19 protein-coding genes are annotated in these 14,914 nt (G+C 61.4%); 17 read left to right on the top strand and 2 right to left on the bottom strand.

From position 1 onward, the window contains the following. The first annotated feature begins 26 nt into the window (after positions 1–26). The 12 genes from AB7G19_RS27920 to AB7G19_RS27865 all read left to right on the top strand — a co-directional run bounded on the left by AB7G19_RS27920 (position 27) and on the right by AB7G19_RS27865 (position 8,180). The gene (locus AB7G19_RS27920; RefSeq protein WP_441268449.1) at positions 27–1,043 is read left to right on the top strand and encodes a carbon-nitrogen hydrolase family protein; all 1,017 of its coding nucleotides are present in this window, start codon (positions 27–29) and stop codon (positions 1,041–1,043) included. A 52-nt stretch (positions 1,044–1,095) separates the two neighbouring features. Next, entirely contained in the window at positions 1,096–2,202 is a 1,107-nt protein-coding gene (locus AB7G19_RS27915; RefSeq protein ID WP_028153098.1) for a cupin domain-containing protein, read from the top strand. Between the two features lie 43 nt (positions 2,203–2,245). After that, positions 2,246–3,154 (top strand): fumarylacetoacetate hydrolase family protein, encoded by a 909-nt coding sequence (locus AB7G19_RS27910; protein WP_063984241.1) that lies wholly within the window; start codon positions 2,246–2,248, stop codon positions 3,152–3,154. After that, positions 3,154–3,591, top strand: coding sequence for an acyl-CoA thioesterase (locus AB7G19_RS27905; protein ID WP_231144522.1), 438 nt, complete (start codon positions 3,154–3,156; stop codon positions 3,589–3,591). The genes AB7G19_RS27910 and AB7G19_RS27905 overlap by 1 nt, the downstream gene beginning before the upstream one ends. Continuing rightward, positions 3,588–4,295, top strand: coding sequence for a hypothetical protein (locus AB7G19_RS27900; protein WP_441268448.1), 708 nt, complete (start codon positions 3,588–3,590; stop codon positions 4,293–4,295). Before AB7G19_RS27905 ends, AB7G19_RS27900 begins: the two co-directional genes overlap by 4 nt. Before the next feature lie 200 nt (positions 4,296–4,495). Continuing rightward, positions 4,496–4,711, top strand: coding sequence for a dodecin family protein (locus AB7G19_RS27895; protein ID WP_063986511.1), 216 nt, complete (start codon positions 4,496–4,498; stop codon positions 4,709–4,711). Between the two features lie 144 nt (positions 4,712–4,855). Further along, positions 4,856–5,161 (top strand): hypothetical protein, encoded by a 306-nt coding sequence (locus AB7G19_RS27890; RefSeq protein ID WP_071917568.1) that lies wholly within the window; start codon positions 4,856–4,858, stop codon positions 5,159–5,161. 152 nt (positions 5,162–5,313) lie between these two features. After that, a complete protein-coding gene (locus AB7G19_RS27885; RefSeq protein ID WP_063984236.1) occupies positions 5,314–5,493 on the top strand; it encodes a hypothetical protein in 180 nt (59 codons plus the stop codon). 151 nt (positions 5,494–5,644) lie between these two features. Continuing rightward, on the top strand, positions 5,645–6,286 hold the full coding sequence (locus tag AB7G19_RS27880; protein WP_208086031.1) for a glutathione S-transferase family protein: 642 nt from the start codon (positions 5,645–5,647) through the stop codon (positions 6,284–6,286). An 83-nt stretch (positions 6,287–6,369) separates the two neighbouring features. Further along, positions 6,370–6,699 (top strand): GcrA family cell cycle regulator, encoded by a 330-nt coding sequence (locus AB7G19_RS27875; RefSeq protein ID WP_028155869.1) that lies wholly within the window; start codon positions 6,370–6,372, stop codon positions 6,697–6,699. Positions 6,700–7,012: 313 nt separating this feature from the next. Then, positions 7,013–7,459: a bleomycin resistance protein gene (locus tag AB7G19_RS27870; protein ID WP_075019313.1), complete on the top strand. Its 447-nt coding sequence runs from the start codon at positions 7,013–7,015 to the stop codon at positions 7,457–7,459. A 307-nt stretch (positions 7,460–7,766) separates the two neighbouring features. After that, positions 7,767–8,180 (top strand): hypothetical protein, encoded by a 414-nt coding sequence (locus AB7G19_RS27865; protein WP_245328455.1) that lies wholly within the window; start codon positions 7,767–7,769, stop codon positions 8,178–8,180. A 404-nt stretch (positions 8,181–8,584) separates the two neighbouring features. Here the strand turns inward: AB7G19_RS27865 and AB7G19_RS27860 are convergent, their stop codons facing one another. Continuing rightward, entirely contained in the window at positions 8,585–9,151 is a 567-nt protein-coding gene (locus tag AB7G19_RS27860; RefSeq protein ID WP_063984233.1) for a hypothetical protein, read from the bottom strand. Between AB7G19_RS27860 and AB7G19_RS27855 the strand changes: the two genes are divergently transcribed. After that, positions 9,150–9,461 (top strand): hypothetical protein, encoded by a 312-nt coding sequence (locus AB7G19_RS27855; RefSeq protein WP_441268447.1) that lies wholly within the window; start codon positions 9,150–9,152, stop codon positions 9,459–9,461. The genes AB7G19_RS27860 and AB7G19_RS27855 overlap by 2 nt on opposite strands. A 252-nt stretch (positions 9,462–9,713) precedes the next feature. Here the strand turns inward: AB7G19_RS27855 and AB7G19_RS27850 are convergent, their stop codons facing one another. After that, complete coding sequence (locus tag AB7G19_RS27850) at positions 9,714–10,685, bottom strand: alpha/beta hydrolase family protein (protein WP_441268446.1); 972 nt, start codon at positions 10,683–10,685, stop codon at positions 9,714–9,716. A 120-nt stretch (positions 10,686–10,805) separates the two neighbouring features. Between AB7G19_RS27850 and AB7G19_RS27845 the strand changes: the two genes are divergently transcribed. The 4 genes from AB7G19_RS27845 to AB7G19_RS27830 all read left to right on the top strand — a co-directional run bounded on the left by AB7G19_RS27845 (position 10,806) and on the right by AB7G19_RS27830 (position 14,696). Next, complete coding sequence (locus tag AB7G19_RS27845) at positions 10,806–11,615, top strand: LytTR family DNA-binding domain-containing protein (RefSeq protein WP_063984230.1); 810 nt, start codon at positions 10,806–10,808, stop codon at positions 11,613–11,615. A gap of 180 nt (positions 11,616–11,795) precedes the next feature. Continuing rightward, complete coding sequence (locus AB7G19_RS27840) at positions 11,796–12,755, top strand: helix-turn-helix domain-containing protein (RefSeq protein ID WP_231144527.1); 960 nt, start codon at positions 11,796–11,798, stop codon at positions 12,753–12,755. 137 nt (positions 12,756–12,892) lie between these two features. Further along, positions 12,893–13,606, top strand: coding sequence for an SDR family NAD(P)-dependent oxidoreductase (locus AB7G19_RS27835; RefSeq protein ID WP_441268445.1), 714 nt, complete (start codon positions 12,893–12,895; stop codon positions 13,604–13,606). Positions 13,607–13,616: 10 nt separating this feature from the next. Beyond that, the gene (locus AB7G19_RS27830) at positions 13,617–14,696 is read left to right on the top strand and encodes an NAD(P)H-dependent flavin oxidoreductase (RefSeq protein ID WP_441268444.1); all 1,080 of its coding nucleotides are present in this window, start codon (positions 13,617–13,619) and stop codon (positions 14,694–14,696) included. Positions 14,697–14,914: the final 218 nt, after the last annotated feature.

The following is a 14,914-nucleotide window of genomic DNA, read 5'->3' as shown; positions in this document are numbered from 1 at the left end:
CATGAGCCAGCGGCAGGGTAGGGCCAATGCTGAAGCTGCCTCGCTTTAGAGCCGCCGCCGTCCAGGCTTCACCTGTCTATCTCAACCCGGGCGCGACAGCGGACAAGGCGGCTTCACTGGTCCGTGAAGCCGCAGCCAATGGCGCGAAGCTCGTCGCGTTCCCCGAAGTGTTCGTTCCCGGCTATCCCTACTGGAACTGGATCACCGACCCCGTCACGGGCAGCGCATGGTTCGAGAAGCTCGCCAAGGCATCGGTGCTGGTGCCGGGTCCGGAGGTCGATGTCGTCAGGAAAGCCGCGCGCGACACCGGATGCTACGTCGTGCTCGGCGTGAACGAGCGCAGCCCGGTGTCGCTGGGCGCGATCTACAATACCCTGGTTTTCATCGGGCCGGACGGCGCGGTGCTTGGCAAGCACCGCAAGCTGGTGCCGACCTGGGCGGAGAAGCTGACCTGGACCGGCGGTGACGGATCGAGCCTGCGCGTCTATGATACCGAGATCGGGCGTCTCGGCGGGCTCGCCTGCGGCGAGAACACCAACACGCTCGCGCGCTTTGCGCTGTTGGGTCAGGGTGAGCTCGTGCATGTCGCCAGCTACATCTCGCTTCCGGTCGCGCCGCCCGACTACGACATGGCGGAGGCGATCAAGTTGCGCGCGATCGCCCATTCCTTTGAGGGCAAGATTTTTACGATCGTCTCCTGCTCGACCGTGTCGGAGGAGATCATCACGGCGATGGAAACGGTCGTCCCCGACGCGCGTGCGCGCCTGCAGCGGAAGTCGAGCGCGTTCTCCGGCATCATCGGACCTGACGGCCGCGTGGTCGGCGATCCCCTGATCGACGATGAAGGCATCGTCTACGCCGACATCGATCTCGACCGCTGCATCCAGCCGAAGCAGATGCATGACATCGTCGGGCACTACAACCGGTTCGATATTTTCGATTTGCGAGTCAACCGACGTCCTCTGGCGCCGCTGGGCCTCGCAGACGGTGAGGGCGATGACGCGGGGCAGGGCTTCACGCCGATCCCGCTGAGATCGGAATAGTGGTTGGGCGCGTCGATAAAGCGGCGCCACGAGACAGGACTTGGAGGATAGGATGCGCGAGAACGTCGTCGGCCGGGCCAATGTCGAAGATACCCCCGAGCTCAAGGCCTATTACAAGGACCTCGAAAAGTACGAAGCCGGCGCGCTGTGGACGGTCGCCAACAAGATCGAGCCGTGGGCGCCGCAATCGGCGTCCGTTCCCGTGCTCTGGCGCTACAACGATCTGCGCGAGCACGTGCTGCGCTCGGTCGAGCTGGTCTCGCCGGAGAAGGCGGGGCGACGGGTGATCTATCTCAACAATCCCGGCCGCCGCGATGTGTCGGCCGCGGTCGGCTGGCTCTATTCGGGATTGCAGGTGATGCATCCCGGCGAAGTCGCAACAGCGCACGCGCACTCGGCTTCAGCCCTGCGCTTCATCATGGAGGGTTCGGGCGCCTACACCATCGTCGACGGGCACAAGATGACGCTGGGGGCGCGGGATTTCGTGCTCACGCCGAACGGCACCTGGCACGAGCATGGCGTCGAAGGCAACGGCTCGGTCTGCATCTGGCAGGATGGCCTGGACATCCCGCTCGTCAACGCGCTGGAGGCGAATTTTTTCGCGGTCCATCCCAAGGTGCAGCAGGAAGATTCCGGCTATCCCGTGGACGACATGACCAAGACCTGGGGCAATCCCGGGCTTCGGCCAGCGGATTCGAAATGGTCGAAGGGCTATTCCCCGATGTTCAAATACGAGTGGGAGCCGACCTACGAGTCCTTGCGCAAATATGCCGCCGCGACCGACGGTTCGCCCTATGACGGCATTCTCATGAACTACGTCAATCCGATCTCCGGCGGACACGTGATGCAGACGATCGGCGCGAGCATGCAGCTTCTGCGGCCGGGCGAGAAGACGAAGTCGCACCGGCATACCGGCAGCTTCATCTACCAGGTCGCCAAGGGGCGCGGCTATTCGATCATCGCCGGCCAGCGCTTCGAGTGGCAGGAGCGCGACATCTTCTGCGTTCCCTCCTGGGCCTGGCATGAGCACGGCAATGCCTCGGGCAGCGAGGACGCCTGCCTGTTCTGCTTCAACGATCTGCCCGTCATCGAGAGTCTCGGCTTCTACCGGGAAGAGGCCTATGGCGACAACGCCGGCCATCAGCCAGTCGCGGCCTGACGTCCCCGCACAGAATTCAACCGAAAGAGCCGGATAAAGCTTCATGCGCCTTGTTACCTACACCTTGGGCTCCAGTGGTGCCCGCCTCGGGGTCCTCGTTGACGGATTGGTCGTGGACGTCGAGCACCTCGGTGCGTCGCATGGCTTTGCATGGCCGAGCGACATGTTGTCGTTCATCGACAACAGCGTGACGCTGCTGCCGGCACTGAAGGAGCGTCTGGACGATGCCGATGGACGCTTGCCGGCCGGCTCCGCCGTTCCGCTCGAGGACGTGAAGCTGCAGGCGCCCATCCCGCGGCCCCGCAAGAACATTTTCGGCATCGGGCTGAACTACCGTGCGCATGTGGCGGAGTCCGCCAAGAGCCTGGATACCGACAAAGACCTGCCGAAGCAGCCGGTCGTCTTCTCCAAGCCGCCGACGTCGGTGATCGGCCCCGGCGGCGCTATCCAGCACAATGCGAAGATGACGCAGCAGCTCGACTGGGAAGTCGAGCTCGCCGTCATCATCGGCAAGACCGCAACCCGCATCGCGACCGACAAGGCGATGGACCACGTCTTCGGCTATTCGGTCATGATCGACATCTCCGCGCGCGACAATCGCCGCGCCGGCCAGTGGATCTTCTCCAAGGGCATGGACACCTATGCGCCGTTCGGCCCCTGCATCGTGACCGCGGACGAGATCCCCGACCCGCATGACCTCCGGCTGTGGCTGACGAAGAACGGGGTCATGAAGCAGGACTCTAATACCAAATACATGATCTTCGACATCCCGGTTTTAATTTCCGACATTTCGTCGGGCATGACACTCGAGCCGGGCGACATCATCGCGACCGGAACGCCGGAAGGCGTCGGCGCCGGCAGGACTCCCCAGGAATGGCTGTGGCCGGGTGACGTGGTGGAAGCGGGGGTCGACGGGGTCGGTGTCATCAGGCATCCGGTCGTCGCGATCTGATGACGACGTTCTCGTTCGATCGCGAGCTCAGATTCGGAGACTGCGATCCTTCTGGGATCGCGTACTTCCCGTCTTACCTGAACATCCTCAACGGGGTCGTCGAAGACTTCTGGGCGAGAATTGGATTTCCATGGCCGGAGCTGATCACGGTCCGGAAGATCGGGACACCCACGGTGCATCTGTCCTGCGACTTTTCCCGGCCGTCGATGTTCGGCGATCGCCTGACGTTCAACTTGCATATCAGCCGGGTCGGCGGATCGTCGCTCCATCTGGAGCATGTCGTCTCCGGCGCGAACGGCATGCGCTGGCGCGCGCGCCAGATCCTGGCCGCGACGTCGCTGGTGGATCACCATGCGATCCCGTGGCCGGATGACATTCGCGCCGCGCTGATGGCGCATGTGAGCGTGGGCGAGGGCACCGAGGCAACGCCCGCATGATCTCGCTCTTCATGACATTCTCCGATCCGGCAGGCGAACGACGAATTCATCCCGACGAGGTTGACGCCGTGGCGGAGCTGGTCGGATCGATCCCTGACATGACCGAGGGCTTGCTGTTCACGCCGCTCGAACAGTCGGTCGATCATCCCTACAAGGCCGATGGCTCCGGCCCGGTGTTTGCGCTTCAACTCCGGTTTCCGGACCTGCTCGCCTGCGAGGCGGCGATGGATCGCGGCGGTATCCTTGCCGGTCTCGCGACGGGGGCCGGACTAGCGAGCCTCACCGGCTTGGACGTCACGCACCAGGTCATGCTGACACGCGCGTTTCCCGTCGATGCCGCCGAACATCCGCCAGGCACGACCACTCCGTGCAGCTACCTCGTGCACTATCCCGGCCCGGCGGAGGACATGAACGCCTGGAACCTGCACTATCTCGAGCATCATCCATCGATCATGCGAACCTTCCCTGATGTTCGCCAGATCGAGATCTACACCCGGATCGATTGGGTCGACCGGCTGCCGTCGCAGCGCGTCGAGCACATGCAGCGCAACAAGCTGGTGTTCGACAGCCCGCAAGCCCTCGCGCACGCGCTCGGCTCCGACGTGATCAAGCGCATGCGCGCGGACTTCGTCCAGTTCCCGCCATTCGCGGGCGGCAACAAGCATTTTCCGATGCTGGCGCGGGTGGTCAGGTCTAGGCCTTAGAGAACCGCCTGAGGACGACCTGATCGCACTGCGGCTATGGGCCAAAAGCCGCCATCCCCGCCAAATGCGGTTTGTCCTTATCGGGCCCCCGGGCGGCGTCCGGGACCGTATCGCGTCGTATCAGCGCCGACATCCTGATGCTAGATTTCACAACGGTGGGGAGCACCTGCTTCCTGCTTCAGACCGAACAGGAGGACGATATGCCTGATAGCGTCTACAAGGTCATTGAACTGATCGGTACCAGCAGTGACTCATGGGAGAAGGCGGCCGCCAATGCGGTCGGGCAAGCTGCAAAAACTCTCCGGGATCTTCGCATTGCAGAGGTCGTCAAGCTCGATATGCAACTGGATGAGAAGGGAAACGTCGAGTCCTATCGCGCCAAGCTCAACGTCTCGTTCAAGTTCGAGGGGTCCTGAGCCTCGGCACCTCGCCCCCGCTTGCGGGGCGAGGTTGGCTCGCTGGAGAAAGGCGCGCGGCCGTCCGGGAAGCAGCGCTCTGGTCCAACCGGGACCCGGTATGCTTTGATGCGTGGGGCGGGAACTGTAACGCGCGGTGACCTCATGTACATCGTCATTCGCAAGTACACCAAGGTTCGTTCGGTTGCGGACGCTGCTCGTCGCGCCAAGAGTGGCGTCGGTCAGATCCTGAGGCAATCGCCCGGATTCAGATCTTACTACGTGCTGGATGGGGGCGACGGCGTCGGTGTCGCCGTGATGATATTCGAGGACCGCGAAAGCGCGAATGCAGCGAACGCCAGGATAATGGAGTTTATTCAAGCAAGTCTGCATGACCTCGATCTTGGGGATCCCGAAATCACTGCCGGCGAAGTGTTGGTAAATATGGAACCTGATGCGTCCTCGGCATGAAGTACTCGTAAACGCCGCCAGTTGTGTGGGGTGCCGGCCCCTGCCACTGCTGTGGATCTGATCGCCGTCGCGCAGGGGCGATCGCGCCCTGGACATCCGGATGTCGTCGGTCAGGAATATTCGACTGCTCATGCTTTTCGAGGAGTAACAACATGAGGCAACACGATTTCGAAGCATTTTTCATCACAGCCACCGTCTGGACGCCGCTCGTAGCTATGGGCACCGCGATGCCGCCCCGAGATCCTGATGAAGACGAGGAGGACGAAGAGGGCGACGAAGAGGAGGATGAAGCCGACGAACCGGCGGTCGTACGCGAGCCGGATGAAGACTAGGCCGTGAACCCATAAAGCGAGGAGGACCGGCGTTGCATGATGCCGAGTATTCGACGAACCTTGTGCATATCGTGTCAGAGCGATAGCAGCAGGTGTGGAAATCTCGCTCCTGCGAATTAAGGCACTTAAGCCAACGTAAGGACGCTCAAGTATGCTCACCGTCTATGGCGAAGGTCGTGGGTTCCGTGTCGTTTGGCTGCTCGAGGAATTGGGTGTGGCTTATCGGCTACGCCCGGTCGATCTGTTCGCTATCGAGAATGATCCCGATTTTCTTGCGATCAACCCCGCCGGCTTTATCCCGGCGCTGCAGGACGGCGAGATGATCATGGTCGAGTCGATCGCGATCCTCGAATACCTGCTCGCCCGCCACGGCCCGAGCCCGCTCGCCGTCGCCCCGGATGATCCGGCTTTCGCCGCCTATCTGCAATTCCTCCATTTGGGAGAGGCCGGGCTCGCTGGACCAATGAACGCCGTCATCGTCGGTCGCGCATTCGCCCCCGCAGCAGAGCGAAACGCCCGGGTCACAATCTGGGCACTGGAGACCTTTCATAGCCGGCTGGGATTGGTCATCCAGCGTCTCGCAAATCGTCCATTTCTCGCCGGAGACCGGTTCACTGCTGCTGACATTTCAGTGAGCTACGCACTCCTGCTTGGTCTGCGAACCAGCAACTATACCCCGGGTTCAGTCGAGCGTGCCTATCTCGCCCGTACGACGACACGCCCCGCCTACGCCCGGGCGATGGAAATCTGCCAAGCCACCAAGGCTTGGGCGGAGAGATCACCAGCGTTGTAGAGCCAAGTCGTGAATCCATAGAAGGGATTCCCGCGAGCGGCCTGGACTAGCCAGTGTCGGTCAGTCCGCGCTATAATCTCTCCATGGGCTGGGATGCGAAAGACGTAGCGCTGCTCAAAAGGCTCTGGGCCGCAGGACAGAGCGCGGCACAGATTGCGCGCCGTCTCGGGTGTAGCCGTAACGCGGTCTGCGGGATGCTAACCCGTTCGGGCTTGAAGCGTGGCCACAAGCCGCCAACAGCAAGACCCAAGATAAGGCCGCCCCCGAAGCCAAGGCCGGCGTCGTCGGCCGCCCTGGTACGTCGAGTAGAGAAGAAGGTGTCGCGAAGCACCGCAGAGAAGCAGCAGCCCAAGGAATTCAGCAAGCAGCAGCTGTACGCCATTCTAGCTGAGGCGGTCAGGAACACTGGCTAAGCGCTAACCACGACGGGCGTTACGCTCCGCGTCCGTGTCCTGGTCCAACTCGAACGGTTCGGCTGTCGTGACCATTCCCCAAGCCTTGGTCTGCTTCGGGTCAATCGCGTCGGTTTGGTTCTCCCGAGACGACTTCCGGTCAGCCCCAGTGAGCGGACATCTTTAGTACCCCTCGCCAGGTCTCAAACGGGCCAGAAGCAGACATCGCCTCGACAGCCGCTTGTCTATCAGACAGTCCCAACACGGGAAGATATGTTAGAATTGCCCATCATCAGAATTGGGTCGATCTTTTGCGAGCACGACACGAGTGAGGATGTTGCAGGCTATGGCTGTGTCAGAAGACAGATTACCGACTGGCGGTTTTGCTCACTTGGTCCCTGAAATGGATGTGTTCGACCTCAAACAGAGCACGACCTTTTGGTGCGACCTCCTTGGTTTCCGTATCGCCTATCAGCGGCCTGAAAGTCGATTTGTGTACCTGGAGTTTCAGGGTGCGCAGGTCATGCTCAGACAGCACAGCGGCCATTGGCAAACTGGTGCTTTAGAACGACCACTGGGGCGCGGTATCAACTTCCAAATCTTTGTCGGCTCCGTCGCGCCACTTCTCGATGCTTTGGAAAAGGCACAATGGCCGCTCTTCAGGGAATGTCACGATGCTTGGTATCGGATCGCCGGTGAGGAGCGAGGCAACAGGCAGTTTTTGGTGCAGGACCCCGACGGCTACCTTCTGCGTTTCGCGCAAGACTTGGGAAAAAGATAGCTTTTCGACCCAGCAATCCCACTTGGAGATTGTCCGCTAAGGGTCAAAAGCAGCAGTGGGCGCCAAGCTGTATCGGCGTCCGGTTTGCCCCTGACAGCCGACATGACACGCGCTCAATTGACCTTCGGCTGAGGGCCATAAGCGAGCGCGGCAAAACATGCCAGCGCATGCTCCGGCAAATGCTATTGGTCCATGCCTGGGCGGGGTTAACGCTGCGCCGGCGAGCCAGAAAGTCCTTGACGCAACAGAACACCACGGATTTGGATCGGTCGGAAGACCTTGATTGGACGATGGACGGAGCCGACCCGTGGGATTTTTGCTGAGAATTATGCTCGTAACCGCTCTCGTGAACCTTGCTCCAGCCGTCGCCCAGGCGCCGAAGAAAGCCGTCGCTTCTCCTGCCTTGCAGAAGGAATTCGATGGCTTCATCGAGAAGTTTCGCGCGGCGCTGAGGACAAACGATTCCGCCGCCGTCGCCGGTATGACACGATTGCCGTTCATGAACGACAGCGCAATTCGCGACGCCGCGCAATTTCGCGCCAAGACCTATCCGACCTCGTTCACGCCGAAAAATCGCGCGTGTGTCCAGCGCGGCAAGGCCGTCTACGATCGCGATCAAGAGAACAATGACAATTACTTCGTCTTCTGCGGCGAGCTCATCTTCGTCTTTACCAAGACGCCGGCGGGGTTCCTTTTTACGGACGTCGGCGCGAATGACTGATCAGGCAACAATGCTATCCACTGCCGTCGGACGTATGATCGGTCGCGTCGCTCAGCGACATATTGGATGCAGCAACCTAGGCGATGGGCCGACTCATCAACGGAAAGACTCGCCGCGAGCAGAACGAGTCGGCTCAGCCCCCCATTAACGGACATGCATACGGACAGCGGCGACTTCGCCTTCGGGTCACACCCGGAAGAACTCGGGCTGAGCATATCAAGTCTGCTTCACCCCCAAGGAGCGGACATCTAGCGGACATGCCGGGTCGACCGCTTGGGGCCACAAGCGGACCATCTGACCCAAATTACGAACAGAAGAAGAGCCCAGCTGTGGTGGGCTGGGCTCTCGTTCAGCGATTGATGGCCGCCTCAACAACCATCTTTACGGCGACATCGGGTTCAGGATCATTTGATTTCCCAGGACGTGTTGTGCGGGATGTCCATCGCAAAATAATCGCCAGAGCCAGCCAGCGCAGGCATAGCTATGCACGCAAATGGTTCGCTTCCGGTGATGCCCTTATACTTACCGGTGCCGCCGGTGATGATATGCGTTCCACAATCCATCTTCGGCTGGGCCTTGTCGAGGTCTCGAGTATCGAAGGTCGAGAAAATCTTGTCGCCGTCGCTGTCGGCGAGCACGCAAGCGCCGTCAATGTATTTCTTGTCTCCGGACGCGACGTTCAGCGCCACGCAGCGTGCTGACATCTTGTCCAGCATCTTCTCTCCCTTCATGTTTTGAGTGGTGCCGACCGCCTCCAGCGTAGTGGCCTTGCCGAGTTCGGCGGTGTCAATGCTCATCAAGGGCCGAAAAATAAAGTGCGTCACATAAGGAGTAGTCCCCTTCTTTTCAATCGGCTCTCCCGCGACAGCCGCGGGGGCAAAGGACACGAGCGCAGCAGCAAAAGCCGTTGCTTTGGTGAGTCTCATCGCTGCGGTGACTGTGGGGACTATGCGCACGTTGATGGAGTTCATGAGTGCCTCCTTAGATCAAGCGGCGGTTCAGGTCTCCGCCGTGAACTGCCGCGAGTTGAAAATCGACCTGCGTATGCTTTCTCCTGTCAAATCGAGTTTGCACGCCGGCGCCGAGCGTCAACGTGATCATGCTTTCTTGATGCTTCGCCTTGGACTGACGAAGTATGTGGGGATGGTGGCTCCAATCATCGGTTTTGACCTCAATACAAGGCTCGACCGAACGACCTGGAATATTGGCATAATAGCATGGAACGCGGCGAACGTCAGCGTCATGCCCGGAATACGCAGCGCGCACCGTCAGCTGTCCTGACCGAATGCGCTGTGAAAAATGCAATTCTCCTGTTGTTCGGATGAAGCACGGGGCACATGGGTGCAGTGACCCTGTGCCGCTCTTCATGCTTTGCGTCGTTCCGCTTGCAACTCAGGAGGTGAGCATTGAGTCACGTCGATTTCCACAGCCACCAATATCCGTAATGTCCACTTCGGGTCATGAGGGGACGTTCGCTCTGAGCGCGGGAATGTCAACTAACGGCCAGGAACGGACATCCCACTTCAAAACCTGCTACTGCAGCGTCCGCTTGAAGAAGGCGACGATGTCGTGGTCGAAGCGCTCATGAAACGCAGCGCGGTCGAAGCCCGGCTTGCTTGTGCAGATTGCCGGCATGCGGGTTGCCAGGTCCGCAGAGCACGGCTTCAGAAAGTCGTAGTGCCCGGCGTCAGCCACGACGTGCGTCTCGGGTGGCGTCGGCAACGCGAGCCGAACGGCTTCCGCATAATAGGGGTGTGGTAGCACTTGATCATCCTCGGCCCGCCAGAGCTGCACCGGCTGGAGCACCGCCGCCAGACCGTTGGTCCCGAAGGTAAAACCGAGAGCGGGCGCGGCGGAGACCACCGCCTTGAGTCGCGGATCGTGGGTCCAGACGATATCGGTATCCGGCAGCAACGGGTGCTCTTCCATGATCTGACAGTCTTCGAAGGCGGGATGCGCCTTGCAGTGGCTCGGAAGGGTCCGAAGGTCCGGCTCGCCGCCGGCGGCCGCTAGCACCGTCAAGCCGCCAGCCGAGAAGCCGAACGCGCCAACGCGATTGGCATCGAGGCGCCCGTGGTCGCTCCACGCGCCCAGCATGTAATCCGTGAGCAGCTTCAATTGCCGTGGCCGTTCCCAGATTGCGGTAGGACGGCTTTGGTCGCGCCAGCTATCGCCATTATGCGTAAGAGCGGCGACGACGAACCCTGCATTGGCCAGGGCCGTGGCGGTGTCGAGGTGCCCGGCATAGGAGCCTCCGTGACCGTGAGATATGACCACCAGCGGAAGACCGGTGCCCTCAACCGGCGCGTCGCGGGCGACCATCTGTTGATCGGTCTCGACCGCCTCCGGCTTCGGGGTCATCGTGGTCGGATACCAGACGCCCACCTCGATAGGTGGGCCTTGCGGATCGTCGATGCTGAAATGCCGGAACCCGACCGCGGCGTCGGCCTGGCCGGCGGTGACTGCGATGAGTACGGCGAAAAAATATGCAATCGTGTAGCGCATGGGAACCTCTCGGCGAGTGGGACGCCAAGGATCCAGCAAACGGCACGGGCCTGCGCCAGCAATTGTTCGCCAACGGGCGAATGGGTTCGCCGGCGGGCAAACCGCCACTATAATGGCCTTATGAGTGAAGCGCGTCGGAGTGACTTTCTGCGGGATTGGGCCGTTGACCTCGCGATCGCGAGCGTCTGCGCCATCTTTTTCGGCCTGATCGGACCGTTTGGTAGCTATCTGAACGGACCGACCTGGCAGCGCGTGGTGTTTCAACTCGCTTGCTTCTTGCCCGGAATCCTCCTTTTCGGATCGCTCATCCGGGTGGTGCTGCGGCTGCGCCTGAACCCGGCAATGACCTGGATGTCGATCTTCCTCGGCGTCGTCATCCTGAACGCGCCATTCCAGATCTGGGTCGTGTCGATCGCCGTATCGATATGGCCCTTCCTGAAAATCTTGCGACCGCTCGATTGGTACTTGCAGGGGCTGATCACCGCCTTGCCGATTGTGCTGGGTTTCACCCTTCTCATGCAGGCCCGGTTACATCGCCGGCAACAGGCCAAGGAAGCCGGCGAAGCGCCGCCAACTGCTTTCGGACTACTCGGTGCGCCACCTTCCGCGGTGCTTTGCCTGCAGATGGAGGACCACTATGTACGCGTCCACACCGCCGGCAACTCTCGCCTTGTACTGGCAACGCTCAACCAGGCGATGATGGCGCTCGAAAATGCCGATGGCCTGCAGGTACATCGCTCCTGGTGGGTCGCGAGGAAGGCGGTTGTGCGGGCCGTTACCGAGGGCCGCAATCTGCGACTGCAACTCGTCAATGGAATCACGGCCCCGGTCGCCCGGTCAGCCGTCGCCATCGTGCGGGAGGCGGGCTGGTTGACGAACGAGAGCTCGACGGGGGGCCGCAGCACTGAAACAGAAATATTGCCCCTATGACGGAGGCCATGTCCGTTGTGGGTCAAAAGCTGGCGGTCGGCAGCAGTGTGGCAACGTCGGTTGGGGGCCAATAACGGAAGTGAGCGGCTACACTGCCTGATCGCAGATGCGTGATAGGGCGGGGGCGAGAGTTGTGGTCAGCCACGAGTCCGACCACATTAACGCCGTCGAGCCCGCAGCATGTCCAAAGGTGACGCCGGCGTGGATTTATTTGGCCGAAATCAGGAATTGACATCTCGGCCGACGCCGTCAGGCGAACGCAGCTCCAATAAATACGGCGTCGCCGGGCTGCTGGCCTCATCCGCCACGCGAGGTTGGTCAAATCTCACGGCAGAGCTTCGCAGCCACCGCGGTACGGTTGCCTGGAATAACCCCCAGCCTGATGCCGAGATCTGCGTTGATGTGCGCGGTAGTCGGTCCGTTGTCACGCGTCGGCTGGACGGGGCCATCGACTCGACCATCTCCGAACGTGGAACCATCTGGTTTCGTCCGGCCGGCGTGCAGCAAGGCCTGATCGACATGTCCGAGCCGGTGCCCGCGATTTTGCATCTTTACCTACCGACCGGTTTGTTCTTGTCGCATGATTTGGGTGAAGGGTTCGACGCGACGGCGATCGATTCACTCCGCCACAAGGGCGGCTTCCGCGATCCACTGCTTGCCGAGATGGCCTTTGCCATCATGCTCGAACTGGAACACGAGACGTCCGCGGGCAGGCTGCTCGCCGAAACCCTGGCATTGAGTCTGGTGGCAAGATTGATCCAGAACCATGCTGCGCCGCGGTCCGGCCTGGTCATGCCGGCCGCAGGGGAAGGGCTCGACCGACGCAGATTGGCGCGCGTGCTCGACTATATCGAAGCCAATTTGGAGGGCGATCTGACGGTAGCGCGGCTGGCCTCGGTTGCCTGCCTGAGCGAGTTTTATTTCGCGCGCGCGTTCAAGGCCGCCATCGGCAAATCGCCGCATCGTCATGTCAGTGCAAGGCGCCTCGAACGCGCCAAGGATCTGCTCTGCGATGCGGACCGGGCCTTGGTCGATATCGCCCTCGGGCTCAGGTTTTCGTGCCAGGCCAATTTCACCCGCGCATTCCGGCGAGCCACGGGCCAGACACCGGCGCAATATCGGCGAAACCGGCTGGCTTGACTTTGTTACCGATGTAACGATCTGCATCCACCGACGGCAGGAAATGACAATAGCTGAGCAGGCGATGCAAAGCGGCATTGCCTCGATCAGGGTAACTGTTCGCCCATCCATGCACTTTGCGTGAAGGAGAAGCGAATATGACTTCCGAACGGAAGGTTGCCATCATCACCGGAGCATCGCGCGGCATTGGCGCAGGATTGCTCGAGGCCTACCGGGATATCGGCTACCACGTCGTCGCCAGTTCTCGTTCGATCGGCAGGAGCGACGATCCGTCGATGCTCGCGGTCGATGGCGATATCGCCAGCGCAAAGACGGCCGATCGCATCGTGGAACTGGCCATCGAGCGCTTCGGGCGGATCGATACGCTCATCAACAATGCCGGCCTCTTCATTGCGAAGCCCTTTACCGAGTATTCTGAGGCCGACTTCGCCACGATGGTCGGGGTCAATCTCGCGGGCTTTTTCAATCTGACGCAGCGGGTGGCGGCGAGGATGCTGCTCGCGGGCTCGGGTCACATCGTCAATATCACGGCCACGATCGCCGAGCAGCCGATGGCATCCGTGGCGGCGGCGCTCGCGGCGCTAACCAAAGGCGGGCTCAACGCGATCACCCGCTCGCTCGCGATCGAGTACGCAAGCCGGAATATCCGCGTGAATGCCATATCGCCTGGTGCGATCGCGACCCCAATGCATGCGCCGGAGGCGCATGGCTTCCTCGCAAGCTTGCAGCCGATGGGCCGCATGGGCGAGATACAGGAGGTCGTCGACGCCGTGATGTATCTTGAGCGAGCGGCTTTCGTCACCGGCGAGATCATGCATGTCGATGGCGGCGCGTCCGCCGGCCACTGGTAGGAGGCGTGCGATGTGGTTTAACCGACGTCTTGTTGAATTGTTCAAGATCGAGCATCCGATTGTGCTGGCACCGATGGCCGGATTGGGCACGGTAGACCTTGCAGCCGCGGTCTCGAATGCCGGCGGCATGGGGTCGATCGGCTGCGCTGTCTTGACGCCTGAGCTCATTGCAAAGACCGTTGCCGAGCTACGGCGACTGACGAAGAAACCAATCAATCTCAACTTCTTCTGCCACGATGCGGCAAAGGCGGACGCCGCTCGCGAGCGTGCCTGGCATGAGAAGCTTTCGTCGTATTATCGCGAACTGGGCATCGCCCCCGCAACGGCTGCACCGCGCCTCGATCTCGCTCCATTCGGCGATGCCGCGTCCGCCGTAGTCGAACAGGTCCGGCCGGAGGTGGTAAGCTTTCATTTCGGTTTGCCCGAGCCCGGATTGGTCGATCGGGTCAAGGCAGCCGGCTGCAAGGTGATCTCATCGGCGACGACAGTCGACGAAGCATGCTGGCTCGAAAAGCATGGTGCCGATGCGATCATCGCTCAGGGGTACGAAGCCGGAGGACATCGAGGCTCATTCCTCGATTCTAACAGCGAGCGCGCGATCGCCTCACAGGCCGGCACGTTCGCCCTTGTGCCACAAGTCGCTGACGCCGTCAGCGTGCCCGTGATCGCAGCCGGCGGGATCGGGGATGGGCGAGGGATCGCAGCGGCGTTCGCACTCGGGGCCGCCGGCGTGCAGGTTGGAACCGCCTTTCTGCTTTGTGCCGAGTCGGCAACGCCCCCGCTCCATCGCGAGGCCCTGCGAAACGCGCGGTTGAACCGGACTGTCGTGACAAACGTGTTCTCCGGGCGACCGGCGAGGGTTCTGGTCAATCGCCTTGCCGCCGAGATCGGTCCCTGGTCGGACGCGGCACCGGACTTTCCGCTGCCCATGGGCGAACTGTCGCCGCTGCGTGCTGCGGCTGAGCAGAATGGAAACTCCGATTTCACGCCACTCTGGTCAGGTCAGGCGGCGGCGCTTGCCCGCGAGATACCCGCCAAAATGTTGATGGACGTCCTCGTGCGGGAAGCCACCAAGTCTGGAGGCAGCTGATGTCCGGCTTGGGATACCAACCAAAGTCTGAATTGGGTCGAAGTCCGGCCTGGTTCGCTGCGGATCGGCGCGCCGGGTTTACCCTGCGAAGCTGACCTGACGTTGAGGAGCGCTGTCGGCAGGGATAGGCCATCAGCAGACATTGCGGCTGACTTTCGCGCCACCGTTCGAACGCCCGGCCGGTCTGCTTTGGGGGCGCGCTAGACGCGCGTGCGCGG

Origin of the sequence: Bradyrhizobium sp. 215_C5_N1_1 (assembly GCF_052075935.1) — a bacterium.
GTDB lineage: Bacteria > Pseudomonadota > Alphaproteobacteria > Rhizobiales > Xanthobacteraceae > Bradyrhizobium > Bradyrhizobium barranii.
This window is presented reverse-complemented; position numbering and strand designations above follow the sequence as displayed.

What these genes read in the sequence shown, in the direction of transcription:
- AB7G19_RS27920 (WP_441268449.1), top strand. Translation starts at nt 27, where the DNA reads ATGCTGAAGCTGCCTCGCTTTAGAGCCGCCGCCGTCCAGGCTTCACCT.
- AB7G19_RS27915 (WP_028153098.1), top strand. Translation starts at nt 1,096, where the DNA reads ATGCGCGAGAACGTCGTCGGCCGGGCCAATGTCGAAGATACCCCCGAG.
- AB7G19_RS27910 (WP_063984241.1), top strand. Translation starts at nt 2,246, where the DNA reads ATGCGCCTTGTTACCTACACCTTGGGCTCCAGTGGTGCCCGCCTCGGG.
- AB7G19_RS27905 (WP_231144522.1), top strand. Translation starts at nt 3,154, where the DNA reads ATGACGACGTTCTCGTTCGATCGCGAGCTCAGATTCGGAGACTGCGAT.
- AB7G19_RS27900 (WP_441268448.1), top strand. Translation starts at nt 3,588, where the DNA reads ATGATCTCGCTCTTCATGACATTCTCCGATCCGGCAGGCGAACGACGA.
- AB7G19_RS27895 (WP_063986511.1), top strand. Translation starts at nt 4,496, where the DNA reads ATGCCTGATAGCGTCTACAAGGTCATTGAACTGATCGGTACCAGCAGT.
- AB7G19_RS27890 (WP_071917568.1), top strand. Translation starts at nt 4,856, where the DNA reads ATGTACATCGTCATTCGCAAGTACACCAAGGTTCGTTCGGTTGCGGAC.
- AB7G19_RS27885 (WP_063984236.1), top strand. Translation starts at nt 5,314, where the DNA reads ATGAGGCAACACGATTTCGAAGCATTTTTCATCACAGCCACCGTCTGG.
- AB7G19_RS27880 (WP_208086031.1), top strand. Translation starts at nt 5,645, where the DNA reads ATGCTCACCGTCTATGGCGAAGGTCGTGGGTTCCGTGTCGTTTGGCTG.
- AB7G19_RS27875 (WP_028155869.1), top strand. Translation starts at nt 6,370, where the DNA reads ATGGGCTGGGATGCGAAAGACGTAGCGCTGCTCAAAAGGCTCTGGGCC.
- AB7G19_RS27870 (WP_075019313.1), top strand. Translation starts at nt 7,013, where the DNA reads ATGTTGCAGGCTATGGCTGTGTCAGAAGACAGATTACCGACTGGCGGT.
- AB7G19_RS27855 (WP_441268447.1), top strand. Translation starts at nt 9,150, where the DNA reads ATGAGTGCCTCCTTAGATCAAGCGGCGGTTCAGGTCTCCGCCGTGAAC.
- AB7G19_RS27860 (WP_063984233.1), bottom strand. Translation starts at nt 9,151, where the DNA reads ATGAACTCCATCAACGTGCGCATAGTCCCCACAGTCACCGCAGCGATG.
- AB7G19_RS27850 (WP_441268446.1), bottom strand. Translation starts at nt 10,685, where the DNA reads ATGCGCTACACGATTGCATATTTTTTCGCCGTACTCATCGCAGTCACC.
- AB7G19_RS27845 (WP_063984230.1), top strand. Translation starts at nt 10,806, where the DNA reads ATGAGTGAAGCGCGTCGGAGTGACTTTCTGCGGGATTGGGCCGTTGAC.
- AB7G19_RS27840 (WP_231144527.1), top strand. Translation starts at nt 11,796, where the DNA reads ATGTCCAAAGGTGACGCCGGCGTGGATTTATTTGGCCGAAATCAGGAA.
- AB7G19_RS27835 (WP_441268445.1), top strand. Translation starts at nt 12,893, where the DNA reads ATGACTTCCGAACGGAAGGTTGCCATCATCACCGGAGCATCGCGCGGC.
- AB7G19_RS27830 (WP_441268444.1), top strand. Translation starts at nt 13,617, where the DNA reads ATGTGGTTTAACCGACGTCTTGTTGAATTGTTCAAGATCGAGCATCCG.